17 protein-coding genes and 1 tRNA gene are annotated in these 16976 nt (G+C 68.2%); 8 read left to right on the forward strand and 10 right to left on the reverse strand.

All coding sequences use genetic code 11. From position 1 onward, the window contains the following. Nucleotides 1–17: 17 nt before the first annotated feature. On the forward strand, nucleotides 18–839 hold the full coding sequence (gene bhcR / locus QMZ16_RS03520) for an HTH-type transcriptional regulator BhcR (protein WP_022706806.1): 822 nt from the start codon (nucleotides 18–20) through the stop codon (nucleotides 837–839). A 39-nt stretch (nucleotides 840–878) separates the two neighbouring features. Here the strand turns inward: bhcR and QMZ16_RS03525 are convergent, their stop codons facing one another. Continuing rightward, nucleotides 879–2180, reverse strand: a complete 1302-nt coding sequence (locus tag QMZ16_RS03525; RefSeq protein WP_282602160.1) for an NCS2 family permease — start codon at nucleotides 2178–2180, stop codon at nucleotides 879–881. Nucleotides 2181–2395: 215 nt separating this feature from the next. Between QMZ16_RS03525 and puuE the strand changes: the two genes are divergently transcribed. Together puuE and QMZ16_RS03535 are read left to right on the forward strand one after the other, a co-directional pair. Then, the gene (gene puuE / locus QMZ16_RS03530; protein WP_282602161.1) at nucleotides 2396–3808 is read left to right on the forward strand and encodes an allantoinase PuuE; all 1413 of its coding nucleotides are present in this window, start codon (nucleotides 2396–2398) and stop codon (nucleotides 3806–3808) included. Beyond that, on the forward strand, nucleotides 3805–4686 hold the full coding sequence (locus QMZ16_RS03535; protein WP_282602162.1) for a bifunctional allantoicase/(S)-ureidoglycine aminohydrolase: 882 nt from the start codon (nucleotides 3805–3807) through the stop codon (nucleotides 4684–4686). The genes puuE and QMZ16_RS03535 overlap by 4 nt, the downstream gene beginning before the upstream one ends. Here QMZ16_RS03535 and QMZ16_RS03540 read toward each other — a convergent pair. Beyond that, nucleotides 4683–5591: a DMT family transporter gene (locus tag QMZ16_RS03540; protein ID WP_028725665.1), complete on the reverse strand. Its 909-nt coding sequence runs from the start codon at nucleotides 5589–5591 to the stop codon at nucleotides 4683–4685. The two genes, QMZ16_RS03535 and QMZ16_RS03540, sit on opposite strands and share 4 nt — an antisense overlap. 49 nt (nucleotides 5592–5640) lie before the next feature. Further along, nucleotides 5641–6240, reverse strand: coding sequence for a LysE/ArgO family amino acid transporter (locus QMZ16_RS03545; RefSeq protein WP_282602163.1), 600 nt, complete (start codon nucleotides 6238–6240; stop codon nucleotides 5641–5643). Between the two features lie 81 nt (nucleotides 6241–6321). On the opposite strand from QMZ16_RS03545, the gene QMZ16_RS03550 reads away from it, so the two are divergent. Beyond that, a complete protein-coding gene (locus QMZ16_RS03550; protein ID WP_282602164.1) occupies nucleotides 6322–7176 on the forward strand; it encodes a LysR family transcriptional regulator ArgP in 855 nt (284 codons plus the stop codon). Nucleotides 7177–7204: 28 nt separating this feature from the next. On the opposite strand, the gene QMZ16_RS03555 is transcribed toward QMZ16_RS03550, so the two are convergent. Then, nucleotides 7205–7948: a YebC/PmpR family DNA-binding transcriptional regulator gene (locus QMZ16_RS03555; RefSeq protein WP_022706813.1), complete on the reverse strand. Its 744-nt coding sequence runs from the start codon at nucleotides 7946–7948 to the stop codon at nucleotides 7205–7207. Between the two features lie 150 nt (nucleotides 7949–8098). Between QMZ16_RS03555 and QMZ16_RS03560 the strand changes: the two genes are divergently transcribed. Next, nucleotides 8099–9874 (forward strand): SLC13 family permease, encoded by a 1776-nt coding sequence (locus tag QMZ16_RS03560; protein WP_282602165.1) that lies wholly within the window; start codon nucleotides 8099–8101, stop codon nucleotides 9872–9874. 82 nt (nucleotides 9875–9956) lie between these two features. On the opposite strand, the gene QMZ16_RS03565 is transcribed toward QMZ16_RS03560, so the two are convergent. The 5 genes from QMZ16_RS03565 to QMZ16_RS03585 form a co-directional block, all read right to left on the reverse strand. After that, entirely contained in the window at nucleotides 9957–10184 is a 228-nt protein-coding gene (locus QMZ16_RS03565; RefSeq protein ID WP_282602166.1) for a DUF1127 domain-containing protein, read from the reverse strand. Nucleotides 10185–10308: 124 nt separating this feature from the next. Continuing rightward, complete coding sequence (locus QMZ16_RS03570) at nucleotides 10309–12090, reverse strand: SLC13 family permease (protein WP_022706816.1); 1782 nt, start codon at nucleotides 12088–12090, stop codon at nucleotides 10309–10311. A gap of 114 nt (nucleotides 12091–12204) precedes the next feature. Then, a complete protein-coding gene (locus QMZ16_RS03575; RefSeq protein WP_022706817.1) occupies nucleotides 12205–13026 on the reverse strand; it encodes a TIGR00282 family metallophosphoesterase in 822 nt (273 codons plus the stop codon). A gap of 51 nt (nucleotides 13027–13077) precedes the next feature. Further along, nucleotides 13078–13152: transfer RNA gene (locus QMZ16_RS03580), tRNA-Thr, on the reverse strand. Continuing rightward, complete coding sequence (locus QMZ16_RS03585; protein WP_282602167.1) at nucleotides 13143–14882, reverse strand: iron ABC transporter permease; 1740 nt, start codon at nucleotides 14880–14882, stop codon at nucleotides 13143–13145. Before QMZ16_RS03585 ends, QMZ16_RS03580 begins: the two co-directional genes overlap by 10 nt. 110 nt (nucleotides 14883–14992) lie before the next feature. On the opposite strand from QMZ16_RS03585, the gene QMZ16_RS03590 reads away from it, so the two are divergent. Further along, nucleotides 14993–15868 carry a hypothetical protein gene (locus QMZ16_RS03590; RefSeq protein WP_282602168.1) on the forward strand — a complete coding sequence of 292 codons (876 nt, stop codon included), beginning with the start codon at nucleotides 14993–14995 and terminating at the stop codon, nucleotides 15866–15868. 42 nt (nucleotides 15869–15910) lie between these two features. Here QMZ16_RS03590 and QMZ16_RS03595 read toward each other — a convergent pair whose 3' ends face one another. Next, entirely contained in the window at nucleotides 15911–16162 is a 252-nt protein-coding gene (locus QMZ16_RS03595) for a DUF2312 domain-containing protein (protein ID WP_022706819.1), read from the reverse strand. Between the two features lie 115 nt (nucleotides 16163–16277). Here QMZ16_RS03595 and QMZ16_RS03600 point away from each other — a divergent pair, with 115 nt between their 5' ends. Together QMZ16_RS03600 and dtd are read left to right on the forward strand one after the other, a co-directional pair. Further along, on the forward strand, nucleotides 16278–16505 hold the full coding sequence (locus QMZ16_RS03600; RefSeq protein WP_282602232.1) for a hypothetical protein: 228 nt from the start codon (nucleotides 16278–16280) through the stop codon (nucleotides 16503–16505). Nucleotides 16506–16515: 10 nt separating this feature from the next. Further along, nucleotides 16516–16965 carry a D-aminoacyl-tRNA deacylase gene (gene dtd / locus QMZ16_RS03605; RefSeq protein ID WP_282602169.1) on the forward strand — a complete coding sequence of 150 codons (450 nt, stop codon included), beginning with the start codon at nucleotides 16516–16518 and terminating at the stop codon, nucleotides 16963–16965. The last annotated feature ends 11 nt before the right edge of the window (nucleotides 16966–16976 follow it).

Below are 16976 nucleotides of genomic sequence, written 5' to 3' on the forward strand. Positions count from 1 at the left end.
CCAGACGGAGAGAGCAGATGGCAGACCCGACCCGCCGTCGCGGGCGCCCGCGCAAGACCACACCCGATGCACCGGCCACCGTGCAGGCGCTGGACCGTGCGCTGGATCTTCTGGACCTGCTTGCCCTCCGTCCGGGCCTGACCCTGTCCGAGGTGTCCGAACATTCCGGCCAGCCGCCCTCGACCGTGCACCGCGTGCTGCACACGCTGGCGACGCGTGGCATGGTCGAAAGCGACCCCTCGACCCAGGCGTGGAACATCGGGCCCGCGACCTTCCGGCTGGGATCGGCCTTCATGCGCCGCTCGGGGCTGGTCGAGCGCGCACGCCCGATCCTGCGGTCGCTGATGCAGCACACGGGCGAGACCGCGAACCTGGGCATCCTGCAGGGCGAGACCGTGCTGTTCCTGTCGCAGGTCGAGACGCAGGAGACGATCCGCGCCTTCTTTCCGCCGGGCACCCGCTCGCCCCTGCATGCATCGGGCATCGGCAAGGCGCTGCTGGCCTTCGGGCGCCCCGAACTGCTGGATGCACTGGTCGAGGGGCCGGGCCTGACACGCTTTACCGAAGGGACGCTGACCGACCGGGACGCGCTGACCGCCGATCTGGCGCGGATCCGGCATCGCGGCTTTTCCCTGGACGACGAGGAACGGACGCGGGGGATGCGCTGCATCGCGGCCCCGGTCTTCGACCTGTCGGGCGAGGCGCTTGGCGGGATCTCGGTCAGCGGTCCGGCGCACCGGATCGGCCCCGAACATATCAAGACGCTTGGCGCGACGGTCGTCGCCGCCGCGCAGGACCTCAGCGAGGCGCTTGGCGCCGCACCCGCCGAGGCGCGCTGAAGACCGGGGGCCGCGATCGTCACGCCCCCCGGCCCCATCTCAGTGCCCGCCGAAGAAGGCGAACTTGGCCACGAACAGCCCGGCGATGACCCAGGTCGCGGCATGGACCTGCCCTGCCCGCCCCGTCAGCAGCTTGATCGCCGCATAGGACACGAAGCCGAAGGCCAGCCCGTTCGCGATGGAATAGGTCAGCGGCATGGCGATGGCCGTCAGCACCGCGGGCGCGGCCTCGGTCACGTCGTCCCAGTCCAGCTCGGCCAGTTCGCGCAGCATCAGCGTGGCCACATACAGCAGCGCGGGCGCCGTCGCATAGGCCGGGACCGCCCCCGCCAGCGGCGCGAAGAACATCGCCAGCAGGAACAGGACGCCCACGACGACGGCGGTCAGCCCGGTCCGCCCGCCTGCCTGCACGCCCGACGCGCTTTCGACATACGCGGTGGTCGAGGATGTTCCCAGCATCGAGCCAAGGGTGATCGCGGTGGAATCCGCCATCAGCGCGCGGCCCAGGTTCGGGTCGCGATCCGTGCCCTTGTCACTCAGAAGCCCCGCGCGCTTCGCGACCCCGATCAGCGTGCCCGTCGCGTCGAACACCTCGACCAGCACCATGACCAGGATCACCTGGAAGATGCCCGCCGTCAGCGCGCCCGCGATGTCCAGCTGCAGGAAGGTCGGCGCGATCGGGGGCGGCATCGACACGACGCCGCCGAAGCTGCTGACGCCCAGCAGGATCGCCGCGACCGTCACGACCAGGATGCCGATCAGGATCGATCCGCGCACGTGCAGCGCATCCAGCGTCACGATCAGGAAGAAGCCCGCGATGGTCAGCGCCGTTCCGGGCGCGGTCAGATCGCCCAGGCCCACCAGCGTGGCCGGGTTGTCCACCACGATGCCCGAGGATTGCAGCGCGATGATCGCGAGGAACAGCCCGATCCCCGCCGCGATGGCGCTGCGCATGGATGCGGGAATCCCCCCGATCAGCCAGCGCCGGATGCCCGTCACCGACAGGACCAGGAAGACGATCCCGCTGATGAAGACCGCGCCCAGTGCCTGCTGCCAGGTGAAGCCCATGCCCCCCACCACGGTAAAGGCGAAGAAGGCGTTCAGCCCCATCCCCGGCGCCATGCCGATGGGCCAGTTCGCCCAGACGCCCATGATCAGCGACCCCGCCGCCGCCGCAAGGCAGGTCGCCACGAAGACCGCGTCGCGGTCCATTCCGGTGCTGGACAGGATCTCGGGATTGACGAAGATGATATAGGCCATCGTCAGGAAAGTGGTCAGACCGGCGATCAGCTCGGTCCGGATGCTGCTGCCCTTCTCGGCCAGCTTGAAGAAGTTCTGCATTGTCCCCCCTTGGCGGGTTCTGGGCCGCCCTTTCGGCGCAGCATGGGCGCGTGCAAGGGCTGTCTCAACCGGGCTGGGTCGCTCAAGTCTTTCCACGAAATCTTGAAAGCGGGCCGATCTTCGACGATTCGTTGATAGTGAATTTGGCAAAGCGGCGCTTGCACGCGGCCCTTATGCGCGATTTTGTGAACGCGCGACACCCCGAAGAACCGGAGATGAAGATGCGCTACAGCCGCGACCTGCGAGGATATGGCGAAACCCCACCCGATCCGCGCTGGCCGGGAAATGCGCGCATCGCCGTGCAGATCGTCCTGAACTACGAAGAGGGCGGCGAGAACAGCATCGAGCATGGCGACCAGGCCTCCGAGGCCTTCCTGTCCGAGATCATCGGCGCCCAGCCCTGGCCCGGCCAGCGGCACTGGAACATGGAATCGATCTACGATTACGGCGCGCGGTCGGGCTTCTGGCGGATGCACCGGATGCTGAAGGACCTGCCCGTCACCGTCTATGGCGTGGCGACCGCGCTGGAACGCAGCCCCGAACAGGTGGCCGCGATGAAATCCGCCGGATGGGAGATCGCGACCCACGGGCTGCGCTGGATCGATTACCGCGACGTTCCCCCCGAGGTCGAGGCCGACCACATCGCCCGCGCCGTCGAGCTGCACCGCCAGGTCACGGGCGAACGCCCGCGCGGCTTCTACCAGGGGCGCTGTTCGATGAACACGATCCGGCTGGGCTGCGAGGAAGGCGGCTTCGAATACCTTGCCGACAGCATCGCGGACGAACTGCCCTACTGGCACGAACACGATGGCCGTGCGCAGCTGATCGTGCCCTATACGATGGATGCGAACGACATGCGCTTCTCGTCGGGTCAGGGTTTCGGGACGGGGACGGATTTCTTCGACTATCTCCGCGACAGCTTCGACATGCTCTATGCCGAAGGGGCGGCGGGGGCGCCCAGAATGTTCTCGATCGGGCTGCATTGCCGGCTTGCGGGCCGTCCGGGCCGCGCGATGGCGCTGCGGCGGTTCCTGGACCATGTGCAATCGCACGAGGGGGTGTGGTTCGCCACGCGGCTGGACATCGCGCGCCACTGGGCGGCCGAACATCCCTGGCAGCCGCGCCAGCGCCCCTCGCGCATGGATCGCGCGGAATTCGTCGAACGCTTCGGCGGCATCTACGAACACTCGCCCTGGATCGCCGAACGCGTCTGGGACGCCGAGATGGGCGCCGTCCATGACAGCGCGGCGGGGCTTGCAGGCAGGATGGCGCAGGTCTTCCGCGCGGCGGACGATGCCGAACGGCTGGGCGTCCTGCGCGCGCATCCCGACCTGGCGGGCAAGCTGGCGCAGGCACGGCACCTGACCGCCGACAGCACCGCCGAACAGGCCAGCGCCGGACTGGACGCCCTTACCGATGCCGAACGCGCCGAGTTCACGCGCCTCAACGAGGCCTATGTCGCGCGGCACGGCTTCCCCTTCATCATCGCCGTGCGCGACCACGACAAGGCGGGCATCATGGCCGCCATGCGGGCGCGGCTGGACAAGGATACCGAAACCGAACGCAGCACGGCCGAGGAACAGGTCGCGCGCATCGGAGAACTGCGCCTGAAGGAGGCCCTTGCATGACCGACCAGCCCCCCAGGGACGCCCCGACCGGCAATGTCCCCGAAACCGCCCTGCCCGGCCCCTATGCCGGTCCCGTCGCGGGCCTGCCCCCGCAGGCCGGGCTGACCACCGACACCGCCGTCTTCACCGAAGCCTATGCCGTCATCCCCCGCACCGTCATGCGCGACATCGTGACCTCGTTCCTGCCGGGATGGCGGGGCATGCGCATGTGGATGCTGGCACGCCCGCTGTCGGGCTTTGCCGAGACGTTCAGCCAGTACATCGTCGAGCTGGCCGAGGGCGGCGGCTGCGACACCCCCGAGGACGACCCCGAGATCCAGCACGCCTTCTTCGTCACCGGAGGAGAGATGTGCCTGACCATCGACGGGACCGAGCACCTGATCGGGCCGGGCGGCTTCGCCTATGTCCCCCCCGGCACGCCCTGGACGCTGCGCAACACGACGCCGGGGAACACGGGCTTCCACTGGTGGCGCAAGCGCTGGCAGCCCGCCGCGGGGATCGACCGCCCCGATCCCATCGTGACGCGCGAACAGGATATCGCGCCCTCGATGATGCCCGACACGGATGGCGCATGGGGCACCACGCGCTTCATGGACCCCGCAGATCTGCGCCATGACATGCATATCACGCTGGTCACCTTCCAGCCGGGCGGGTCGATCCCCTTTGCGGAAACGCATGTGATGGAACACGGCCTGTTCGTGCTGGAGGGCAAGGCCGTCTATCGCCTCAACCGCGACTGGGTCGAGGTGGGCGCGGGCGATTTCATGTGGCTGCGCGCCTTCTGCCCGCAGGCCTGCTATGCCGGCGGGCCGGGGCGCTTCCGCTACCTGCTCTACAAGGATGTGAACAGGCACGCGCCGCTCTGGCCGAACCGCTAGGCCTTGGTGGCGGGCGCGGGCGGGGTGCGGGGCGCGGCGCGAAGCCGGGCCTCGCGCCAGGTGATATAGGTGATCGCCCCGATCATCATCCCGCCGCCCAGCATGACCCATCCGTCCAGCGGCTCGTGGAAGACGATCACGCCGACAAGGCTGGCCCAGACAAGCTGCAGGAAGGTCACGGGCTGGGTCACCGTCAGCGGCGCGGCGGCGAAGGCGCGCGTCATGCTGTAATGGCCCGCCGTCGCGAAGACCGCGACCAGCCCCAGCCACATGATCTGCCCGAAGGTCGGCGGCACCCATTGCGCGATGGCCAGCGGCAGCAGGCCGATGGCGACGGTCAGCGACATCATCGCCACCACGACCGAGGCCGGGATACGCTCGCTCAGGCGCTTGGCCACCAGGTAGGACGCCCCGAAGGCGATGGCCGCGCCGATCTGCGACAGGTGGCCGGGATCCAGCGGACGCATGCCGGGCCGCAGGACGACCAGCGCCCCCAGCAGCGCGACGCCCACCGCCGCGATCCGCCGCGCGGCCAGCTTCTCGCCCATGAACAGCGCCGCGCCCACGGTCACGATGATCGGGTTGAGGAACCCGATCGCCGTCACCTCGGCCACGGTGATGCGCGACATGGCATAGAACCACAGCGTCACCGCGACGCAATGCAGCGCCCCGCGCGTGGCGATCAGCCCCCAGACCGGACGAGAGAAACCGCGCCGCAGCGCCGGGACCAGCACCGGGGCCAGGAAGACCAGCCCGATGACGAAGCGGATGAAGGCCGCCTGCGCCGCGGGCAGCGCGCCCTCCAGCCCGCGCACGATACTGTTGACCATGACGAAGCACGCGCCGGTCAGCAGCATCCAACCGATGCCGATCATGTCGCGACGGGTCTGGGAATTGTCCTGCATGATCTGCAACTGCCGAGTTTCGCGCGGCAAGGCAAGGATTAACTGCGGCTCAGGCGTCGCTTATCAGCTTCCATGCGATCGACCACATCAGCAGCGCAACCAGCGTGTCCAGCACGCGCCACGCCACCGGCCGCGCGAAGACCGGCGCAAGATAGCGCGCGCCATGCCCCAGCAGCAGGAAGAAGACCAGCGATCCGGTCATCGCCCCCAGCCCGAACACCCAGGGCCGCGGCCATTGCGCCGAGATGCCACCCAACAGCAGCACGGTATCCAGCCAGACATGCGGGTTCAGCCATGTCAGCGCGGCGATCACGGCCATCGCGCCCCACAGCCCCCGATCCTCGCCCTCGGGGCGCAGGGCGGCGCCGCCACGAATGGCCGACATCAGCGACCGCGCGCCATAGGCCAGAAGGAAGATCACGCCGCCCCACCGCATCGCGCTGGCCAATGCGGGCGCGTTCTGCAGGATGCCGCCCATGCCCGCCACCCCAAGCGCGATCAGGACCGCATCCGACAGCGCGCAGAACAGCACGACCGGCAGCACGTGCCGCCGCAGGATGCCCTGCCGCAGCACGAACGCGTTCTGCGCCCCGATCGCCGCGATCAACGAGATGCCGGTCCCCAAACCGCCGAAATAGGATGCAAGCATGTCATCACCTCCGGTCATTGCCCTAGCGTGACGCGAGGATTAACGTAACTGAAAAGTTCTTACGTGGATTAAGCACAGCTAATGTTCGACTATCCCGCCCTGGCCGCCCTGGCCGAGATCCTCCGGCGCGGCAGCTTCGATGCGGCGGCGGCTGCACTGGGTGTCACGCCGTCGGCCATCTCGCAGCGGATCCGCAATCTCGAGGAACGGGCGGGGACGGCGCTGATCGACCGCGGCCCGCCCCTGCAGGCGACCGAGGCCGGCGCAAGGCTGGCCGCGCATCTGGAGAACGTGCGCCTGATGGAATCCGCGCTGGACGACCGCACCGTGCCGCAGATCCGCATCGCGCTGAATGCCGACAGCCTTGCGGGCTGGGCCATGCCCGCGCTGCGGCACGCGCCGGGGCTGCTGGACATCGTGATCGACGATCAGGACCACGCGGCGGACTGGCTGCGTCGGGGTCTGGTCATGGCGGCGCTGACGACGGCGGGCCGGCCCCTGCCCGGCTGCGATGCGGTCTTCATGGGGCATATGCGATACCGTGCGACCGCCAGCCCCGGCTTCGTGGCCGCGCATTTCGCAGGCGGCATGGATGCCGACAGCATGGCGGCGGCCCCCTGCCTGTCGTTCAACACCAAGGACGCGCTTCAGGACCAATGGGCGCGGCAGAAGCTGGGGCGCGCGGTGTCCCTGCCGCTGGTGCGCATCCCCGCGACCGAACCCTTTGCCCATGCGACGCGGCTGGGGATCGGCTGGGGCATGAACCCCGAGGCGCTGATCGCGGACGACCTGGCCGCCGGGCGGCTGGTCGATCTGGACCCGGACCTGCCCATCGACGTGCCGCTGCACTGGCAGGTGAACCGCATGATGGCGGGCGTGCTGAAGCCGCTTGGGGATGCCATGAAAAAGGCCGCCGGGAAGGCGCTGCTTCCCTGACGGCCCTTTCCTGCACGATGTCGGCGCGTCACAGCTGCGCGGCGACATCCTCGGTCAGGTCGAAATTGCCGGTGACGTTCTGGACGTCGTCGTCATCCTCCAGCGTGTCGATCAGCTTCATCAGCTTCTGCGCGGTCTCGACATCGGTGATCTCGGTCGGGGCCTGCGGCTTCCAGATCAGCTTCGCGGTCTCGGATTCGCCAAGGGCCGCCTCCAGCGCCGAGGAAACCTCGTTCAGGTCGGTATCCGCGCAATAGATCCAGTGACCTTCCTCGTCGCTGGACACATCCGAGGCGCCGGCCTCGATCGCGGCCATCATCACGTCATCCGCATCCCCGGCCGAGAGCGGGTACATGATCTCGCCCACGCGGTCGAACATGAAGCTGACCGAGCCGGACTGGCCCAGATCGCCGCCCGACTTCGCGAAATAGCTGCGCACGTTCGAGGCGGTCCGGTTGCGGTTGTCGGTCATCGCCTCGACCACCAGCGCGATCCCGTTGGGGCCGTAACCCTCGTAGCGGATCTCCTCGTAGTTCTCGGCATCGCCGCCCAACGACTTCTTGATCGCGCGGTCGATCACGTCCTTCGGGACGGATTTCGCCTTCGCTTCCTTGACGGCAAGGCGCAGGCGCGGGTTCTTTTCAGGGTCGGGGTCGCCCATCTTCGCAGCGACCGTGATCTCTTTCGCCAGCTTCGAGAACAGCTTCGAGCGCGCGGCATCCTGCCGGCCCTTGCGATGCTGGATGTTGGCCCATTTGGAATGACCTGCCATATCGGGCGTCCTTCACGCTTCTTCATGTAAATCGGAATCTGGCCCCGCTTGTAGTCCACCCCGACCACCCATCGCAAGCCACGAGAACCCAAGCACCGGATCCGGCGTTGCCCCCGACATGGCCCGCACCTGCGGGCCGGAAAGGGACAGATGACAATTCCGCAGATCACCTTGTTTTCGCTTCTGGGCGTGACGGTTTGCCTGATGATGTGGGGGCGGCTCCGCTACGACTATGTCGCGTTCGGATCGCTGATGGCCGCGGTGCTGCTGGGCCTCGTGCCCGCGGATCAGGCGTTCTCGGGGTTCGGCAACCCGACCACGGTCATCGTGGCGCTGGTGCTTGTGGCGACGGCGGGCCTGACCCGGTCGGGGGCGGTCGCGCGGCTGACGCGCATCCTGTCGGGCCGCGAACGCAGCACCACGGCCCATGTCGCGCTGTTCGGCGCGGTCGGCGGGCTCCTGTCGGGCTTCATGAACAACATCGCGGCGCTGGCGATGCTGATGCCGGTCGATCTTCAGACCGCCCGCAAGGCCAAACGCGCCGCCGGGCTTACGCTGATGCCGCTGGCCTTCGCGACGATCCTGGGCGGGATGCTGACGCTGATCGGCACGCCGCCTAACCTGATCGTGTCGGGATTTCGCGCCGATGTCGTGGGCGAGCCCTATCGCATGTTCGACTTCCTGCCGGTGGGCGGGGCGGTCGCGCTGGCGGGCATCGTCTTCGTCGCGGCCCTTGGCTGGCGCCTGCTGCCGCGCCGCGACAATGACGGCAGCGACAATTCGGGACCGCAGCGGCGCTATATCAGCCATCTGGTCGTCACCGATGCCAGCAGCCTTGCCGGTCAGACCATCAGCGAGGCCCGCGACGAGGCCTCGGGCGCGCAGGCGCGCATCATCGGCCTGCGCCGCCGCGGCACCGAATCCCACGAGGCCCTGGACGAAATGCAGATCGAGGCCGGCGACGTGCTGATCATGCGCGCCGATCCCGCCGCCCTGGACGAGTTCCGCGTGAACGCCCGGCTGGCATTCCCCGACGGCCATTCCGAACCCCGCGCCCGCAAGGACAGCGAGGGGCAGCAGCTGATCGAGGTGCTGATCCCGCGCACCTCGGACCTGATCGGACGCTCGGCCCAGTCCTTCGGGCTGGCGAACCGCCATGACAGCATCCTGATGGGCCTGCGCCGTGGCGGCCTGACCCTGCGAGAGGACGTGCTGCGCCGTCGCCTGCAATCGGGCGACCTGCTGCTGGTGCTGACCCCCGAAAGCCGCATCGACGAACTGCTCCAGTCGACATCGCTGCTGCGCATCGACGGCGCCAGCCTGCCCGTGCAGCGCGAAGGCCACATGACGGCGGCGGTCGGGATCTTCCTTCTGGCGGTGCTTGCCGCGACCTTCGGGCTGACGACCATGCCCATCGCGCTTGGCTGCGTGATCCTGGCCTATGTCGCCTTTGGGGTGCTGTCCCCACGAGAGATCTATGCCCATGTCGACTGGCAGGTCATCGTCCTGCTGGGTTCGATGATCCCCCTGGGGCTTGCGTTGGACGAGACCGGAGGCTCGGCGCTGATCGCGAATGCGATCGCGGGATTGACGCAGGGTTACCCCGCCTGGGCGTCGCTGGTGCTGCTGATGGCCGCCACCATGATGCTGTCGGACGTGCTGAACAACAACGCGACCACGATTATCGCGGCCCCCGTCAGCATCCGCCTGGCCGAGGCCCTGCAGGTCCAGCCCGATGCCTTCCTGATGGGCGTGGCAGTGGCGGCATCATGCGCCTTCCTGACGCCCATCGGGCACCAGAACAACACGCTGATCCTTGGGCCGGGCAATTACCGCTTCGGCGATTACTGGCGCATGGGCCTGCCGCTGGAGCTGATCGTCATGGCCGTGTCGGTGCCGCTGCTGCTGATCGTCTGGCCGCTCTGATCGCGGGAAAACCGGCAGCCTGACATGCAAACGCGGCCCCGGATGGGGCCGCGCATACATCGGATCGAACCGTTCAGGTCGCTTACAGCGCGGCGGCGCCGCCCAGGATGCGGCGAACCTCGCCTTCGCGGGTCAGGCCGCGTGCAGCCAGATCCTCGTCGTCGAGGCGGCTCAGGCGGTCCAGTGCGCGCATCTGCGGGCTGGCCTCGGCCAGTGCGACCATGGCGCGGCCCAGGGCGCGGAAGGGCGCCAGCAGCATGGCGGCGTTGAATTCGTTGGCTTTGCCGTTGGCAGAGACGATCGTGGCCATGTGGAAACTCCTTGCGAATGCCAAAGTCGTTTCCTCCCCTGCGCACAAGATCGGGTCTGGGGGCGCGGGATGCAACCGACGATGCTGCATGGCAGCATTGCATCCCGCGCGAGGCGGCCCGGCCTCAGTTAAGGGGCCAGATCACCGGGATCAGCAGCGATGCGACCACGGCCATCAGCAGGTTCAGCGGCAGACCGACCTTGATGAAGTCCGCAAAGCGGTATCCGCCCGGACCATAGACCAGCGTGTTGGTCTGATATCCGATCGGCGTCGCGAAGCTGGCCGATGCGCCCATCATCACCGCGATGACCAGCGGGCGCGGATCGACGCCCAGGGTGTTGCCCAGGCTGATCGCCACGGGCGTCACGATCACGGCGACGGCGTTGTTGGTCACCGTCTCTGTCAGCGTCGTCGCAAGGACATAGACCGCAAGCACCAGCGCCCAATGCGGCAGCGTCGCAAGCCAGGGCGCGACCTGGTCCACGACCAGCTGCACCGCGCCGCTGCGTTCAAGCCCCGCACCGACCGCCAGCATGGCGAAGATCAGCGCCATCAGGCGACCGTCGACGAAGGACAGCGCCTCGTCGGCGTCGATGCAGCGCGTGCCCAGCACGACCGCCACCCCGATGAAAGCCAGCAGCAGGATCGGCGCGATCTCGAGCGCGGACAGAAGCACGACACCCACCAGCGTCGCGACCACGATGGGCGCGTGCTTGCGGCGGAAAGCGCGGTCCGAGGGCGCGCTGACCTCGACCATGTCCATGTCGCTGGACAGGCGCTGGATGTCCTCCTGCGCGCCTTCCAGAAGCAGCGTGTCGCCGACGCGCACGACCAGGTCGTCCAGCTGGCGGCCGATATTCTGGTTCTTGCGATGCGCGGCCAGCACATAGACGCCATAGCGGCGGCGCAGGCGCATCGAGCCCAGGCTGCGCCCGACCATGTGGCAGCCCGGCGTGATCAGCACCTCGACCGTGGTGGTCTGGACCGAGCTGAGCTTGTCCACCATGCGCAGTTCCTTGTGGGACTGGAGGCCCAGGACCTCGGACATGGGGGTGCGCAGGACAACGCGATCGCCCTCCTCCAGGCGCACGCCGTCAAGGTCGCGGCGCAACGAGGCGTCGCCCCGCAGCACGTCGATCACGCGGGCGCTGTCGCGGGCGAAGATGTCGACCTCGTCCAGGGCCTTGCCGACCAGCGAGGACCCTTCGGGGATCGCGACCTCGGTAAAGAACTTGGCCTTGCTGCGGCCCGACAGAAGCGCGGACATGCTGTCGCGGTCGGGCAGGACGCGCGGGGCGACCAGCAGCAGGTAGATCACGCCGACGACGGCCATCGGCAGGCCGACCCAGGTGATCTCGAAGATGGTGAAATGCTCCATCCCCGAGGCGCGGGCCACGCCGTCGACCAGAAGGTTGGTCGAGGTGCCGATCAGCGTCATCGTGCCGCCCAGGATCGACAGGTAGGACAGCGGGATCAGCAGCTTCGAAGGGCTTTTGCCCATTTCGCCGGCAAGACGCATGAAGATGGGCATCATCACGACGACCAGCGGCGTGTTGTTGACGAAGGCCGACATCGCGCAGACCGCGATGCTGACCAGCGCCAGCGTCACCATCGGGCGATCGCCCGCATGATGCGCGGCCCTGTTGCCGATCCAGTCCAGCGCCCCGGTCCGGACGAGGCCGCCGACGATGATGAACATGAAGGCGATGGTCCAGGGGGCCGAGTTCGAAAGAACGCCAGCGACATCGTCGACGCGCAGGATGCCCAGCAAAAGCAGGACGACCGCGCCAAGGATGGCCGTCACCTCGGGGGGATAGGTTTCCCGGATGAACAGCGTGAGCATGCCGATGATGATGAAGATCGTCACGACTGCGGCGGTGGTGCCCGCCAACTCGAATCCGAACATTTAGAACCCATGGTTAGGCAGGGCACCGCCCTGCGTCGGCGCATACTGCTTCGGAAGCCACCCTTCCCGCAAGAGTGCTTCACGAAGCCGCAACGCCAAGTCACTTCAACGCGGTCAGGCGCCCTCGGGATGCGTCTGCGACAGGCGCCCGCCCATGCGGACGGCCTCGATGCGCTTGGCCATGCCGGTACGGTCGTCGGTCTCGACCAGGACGCCCGACAGGGTGCCCGGCCCCTCGGCGGGGGTGAAGCGGTCGCGCGTCATGCCGGTGACGAAGCGGCGCAGCGGCTCGGTCTTCTCCATGCCGATGACGCTGTCGTAATCGCCGCACATCCCCGCATCGCTCATGTAGCCGGTGCCGCGCGGCAGGATCTGGGCATCGCCCGTCGGGATATGCGTATGCGTCCCCACGACAAGGCTGGCGCGGCCGTCGCAGAAATGGCCGACGCCCATCTTCTCGCTCGTGGCCTCGGCGTGGATGTCGACCAGCACGGCCTGGACCATGCCGCCCGGCGGATGGGCGCGCAGCACCCCGTCCAGCGCCGAGAACGGATCGTCATAGGGCCGCGACATGAACACCTGGCCCAGGGCCTGCACGATCAGCGCCTTGCGCCCGCGCTGGTCGGTCACGATGGTCGATCCCCGCCCCGGCGCATCCTTGGCATAGTTCAGCGGCCGGATGATCCGCGGTTCCCGATCGATATAGGACAGCATGTCCTTCTGATCGAAGGCATGATCGCCAAGCGTCAGGCAATCCGCGCCCGATTCCAGCAGCAGCTGCGCATGACCCGCGGTCAGACCGCGCCCGCCGCTGCTGTTTTCGGCGTTCACAACGACAAGATCGGCCTTCAGGCGCGCACGCAGCCCGGCCAGGTTCTCCGTGATCGCACGCCGCCCCGAGCGGCCCATCACATCGCCAAGAAAGAGGATTTTCATGCCGCCCTGCTACGCCATCGGCACGAATTGCTCAAGACGCGACGGAAGGGCTGGTGCCGGCTGAGGGATTTGAACCCCCGACCCCCTGCTTACAAGGCAGACGCTCTACCACTGAGCTAAGCCGGCGAACCGGGTTCTGCGATAGCGCGGGACGCGCGCTTTCGCAAGCCGTCGCGCGCAGATCCGAAATTGGTGCGCGCCAGAAACGCGACCGCCAGCAGGCCCACCGCCATCACCAGCAGCGCCGCCGGCGCGGCATTGCCCAGATCCTCGAGGCTGGCGCGTTCATGGGTGCGGGTCGCCAGCGTCTCGAAGTTGAAGGGCCGCAGCAGCAGCGTCGCGGGCAGTTCCTTGACGCAGTCCACGAAGACCAAGAGCAGCCCCGCGCCCACCGATCCGCGCATCAGCGGCAGATAGACCGCGCGCAGGACGCCCCCCTCGTTCCGCCCGAGCGACCGTGCCGCCATCGGCAGCGACGGCGAGACGCGCGTGAAGGCCGCGTCGATCGCGCCCTGCCCGATGGCGAAGAAGCGCACGACATAGGCCAGGACGATCGCCGTGCCCGTGCCGGTCAGGATCAGCCCCGGATCGTGGCCCGTCAGCGCAAGCCACGCATCGGCCACGCGGTGGTCCAGCGCGGCCAGCGGGATCAGGATCCCCACCGCCAGCACCGCCCCTGGCGCGGCGTAGCCGACCGTGGTGACCGGCATCAGCAGCCGCGGCAACCGGCTGGCCGACAGCCTTGCGCCATAGACCATGACCAGCGCCAGCCCCACCGTCACGAGCGCCGCGCAGGCCCCCAGCCACAGCGTGTTCAGCGTCGCCTCGAACAGGCCCGGCGTGATCCAGCCCTGGGGATAGGCGATGGCGTGGCGCGCGATCACCCCCACGGGCAGCACGAAGCCAAGCGCCACCGGAAAGGCGCAGGCCAGCATAGCCATGACGCCCCCCGCCCCCGACAACCGCGTGCGCGACACGGGGCGCGACTGGCGCGCGGTCTGATGATACCGCGCATGGCGGCGGGCGAACCGCTCGGCCAGGGCCAGCAGCACGACGATCGCCAGGATCGCGCAGGCGATCTGCGCCGCCCCGCCCGCGTTGCGTCTTTCCAGCCAGGTGGTGAAGATGCCGGTGTTCAGCGTCTGCACCCCGAAATAGCTGACGACCCCGTAATCCGCGACGGCCTCCATCATGGCGATGGCCGCGCCCGCGACGATGGCAGGACGCGCAAGGGGCAGCCCGACACGCGTGAACAGCCCCCACCGGCCGGTCCCCAGGGCGCGCGCGACCTCGAATGCGCTGCCGGACTGTTCCGTCAGCGCGACCCGCGTCAGCAGATAGACATAGGGATACAGCGCGGCCCCCAGCACCACGACGGCGGCGGGTGCAGACCTGATGCGCGGGAACCAGTAGTCCTGCGCGCTGGCCCAGCCGAACCAGTCGCGCAGCGCGATCTGCACCGGCCCCGAATAGTCCAGGAAATCCGCCAGCGCATAGGCCCCGACATAGGCCGGGACCGCCAGCGGCATCAGCAGCGCCCATTGCAGCCAGCGCCTGCCGGGGAAATCGTGCATCGCCACCAGCCACGCGGTCCCCGCCCCCATGATCGCGGCCAGAAGGCCGGTCCCGGCGGCCAGCGCGACCGTCGTCATGAAGTATCGCGGCATGACGGTGGCCATCAGGTGGGGCCAGATGTTCTCGGTCGGGTTGGCGGCGATCCACGCGACCGCAAGGATCGGCAGCAGCACGCCCGTCGCGACCAGCACCGCCGCCAGCGACCATCCCTGCCGCAGCACGCGCCTGCGGGGCCTTGCGGTCTGCGGGGATCGGTCGGGGTTCTGGGATGCGGCGGTCATGGTGACGGTCTTGCCCCAAAGCAATTTGACTGTCCACGCCCGAAGACTATTCTGCGCAGCGACAAGGCCCCGGCAAACGGGGTACGGCAGCCAGAGGGGCGGGACGACAGATGCAGATGGTCTTTCACTTGGGCGTGCACGCCACGGATGGCGACAGGTTGCTCAGGACGCTGCAGGAGAACCAGCCGCAGCTTCGGCACGCCCGGACCGAGGTCGTCGTCCCCGAACGCCACAAGGACATCTTCGACGAGGCGCTTCAATCGCTTGCGGGCGGAAACTCGACCCCCGAGATGGAACAGATCATGCTGGACGCCATGCTCGAGGCCGAGGATCCGCAGCGCGTCATCATGTCCACCGCCACCTTCATGGGTGCCTTCGGGCGGGTCGTCGGCCGCGAGGGGCTGTACCCGCAGATCGGGCGGCGCGCGGCGGCGCTGACGCGGCTGTTCCCGTCCGCCCGGACCGAGTTCTTCCTTGCGATCCGCAACCCCGCGACGCTGCTGTCCGACGTGCTGCCGCAGTTCACGGGCGGCGATTATACCGAGCTGATGCAGGGCAACCAGCCGATGGACCTGCGCTGGCGCGATGCCATCCAGCGGCTGGTCGCATCCGTGCAGGGTCGCCGCATCGTCATCTGGTGCCACGAGGACGTGCCCCTGATCTGGCCCGAGATCGTGCGCATGGTCGCGGGCGCGGGGCCGGACATCCCGCTGAAGGGCGGGTCGGCCTATGTGAACGACCTTCTGACCGACGAGGGCGCGCAGCAGCTGCGCGACGCGCTGTCGGGCCAGGACCAGCTGTCGGTGTCGCGCCGAAGGGCGATCTTTACCAACATCATCGCCCAGCACGCCAAACCCGATGCGCTGGACCAGTCGGTCAAGCTGCCGGGCTGGACGCAGGACGTGGTGGACCAGGTGACCGAGACCTATCGCGCCGACGTGGCCGAGATCGCGGTCCTGCCGGGCGTGGAATTCATCCTGCCGTGACGGGATTGGCCCGGTCCCCGTCGCGGGAACCGGGCAGCCTGCTCAGGCCATGCCCAGTGCGGACTTGTACATCTCGAGGATGGCTTCCTCTTCGGCGATGTCGTCGCGGTGACGCTTGCGCAGGGCCACTATCTTCTTCATGACCTTGGTGTCGTAGCCGCGCGCCTTCGCCTCGGCCATCACCTCTTTCTGGCGCTCGCTGATGTCCTTCTTCTCGGCTTCCAGCTGCTCGAATTGCTCGATGAACTGGCGCAGCTCGTCTGCTGCGACGCCGTAGGCCTGATCGTCCTGCATCGGTTCGTCCCCATACTGCTTTCGCCATGGGTGTTAGGCGGTCTTGCCCCGACGTGCAATCGCCGCTAGGCCCAAGGCCCGAAGCTTGGGCGACCCGACGCCGCAGGAGGACGCGATGACGATGTATGACTGGCTGATCTGGATCGGCGCCGCACTGACCGTGACCGGGCTTGCCGGCATCGTCTGGTGCATCACCACCGTGACGCGCGCCCGCCGCGCCGGGCTGGACGACGAGGCGCTGCGCATCCGCATGCGCAAGGTGCTGGCCGTCAACATGGGCGCGCTGGCCTTCTCGACCATCGGGCTGATGCTGGTGGTGGTCGGCATCATGCTGGCACCCTGAGGGCGCGGGCATGAAGGCACTGATCCAGCGCGTTTCCGAAGCCTCGGTCGAGGTCGGGGGACAGGTCGTGGGCCGCATCGGTCCTGGCCTGCTGGTGCTGGTCTGCGCCATGCGCGGCGACGACGACACCGCCGCCCCCAAGCTGGCCGCCCGCATCGCCAAGCTGCGCATCTTCCGCGACGAGCAGGACCGGATGAACCGCTCGATCCTGGATGTCGGCGGGCAGGCGCTGGTCGTCAGCCAGTTCACGCTGGCCGCCGATACGCGCAGCGGGAACCGTCCCGGCTTCTCGCAGGCGGCGCCGCCCGACGAGGGGCGCGACCGCTACGAGGGGTTCGTGCAGGCGATGCGCGATCAGCAGATCCAAGCCGAAACCGGCATCTTCGGGGCCGACATGAAGGTGCGCCTGCTGAACGACGGCCCGGTCACGATCATGATGGACAGCGCCGACCGCGCTTGACTTCGGGCGCG

Source organism: Paracoccus sp. PARArs4 (assembly GCF_947311865.1).
GTDB lineage: Bacteria > Pseudomonadota > Alphaproteobacteria > Rhodobacterales > Rhodobacteraceae > Paracoccus > Paracoccus zeaxanthinifaciens.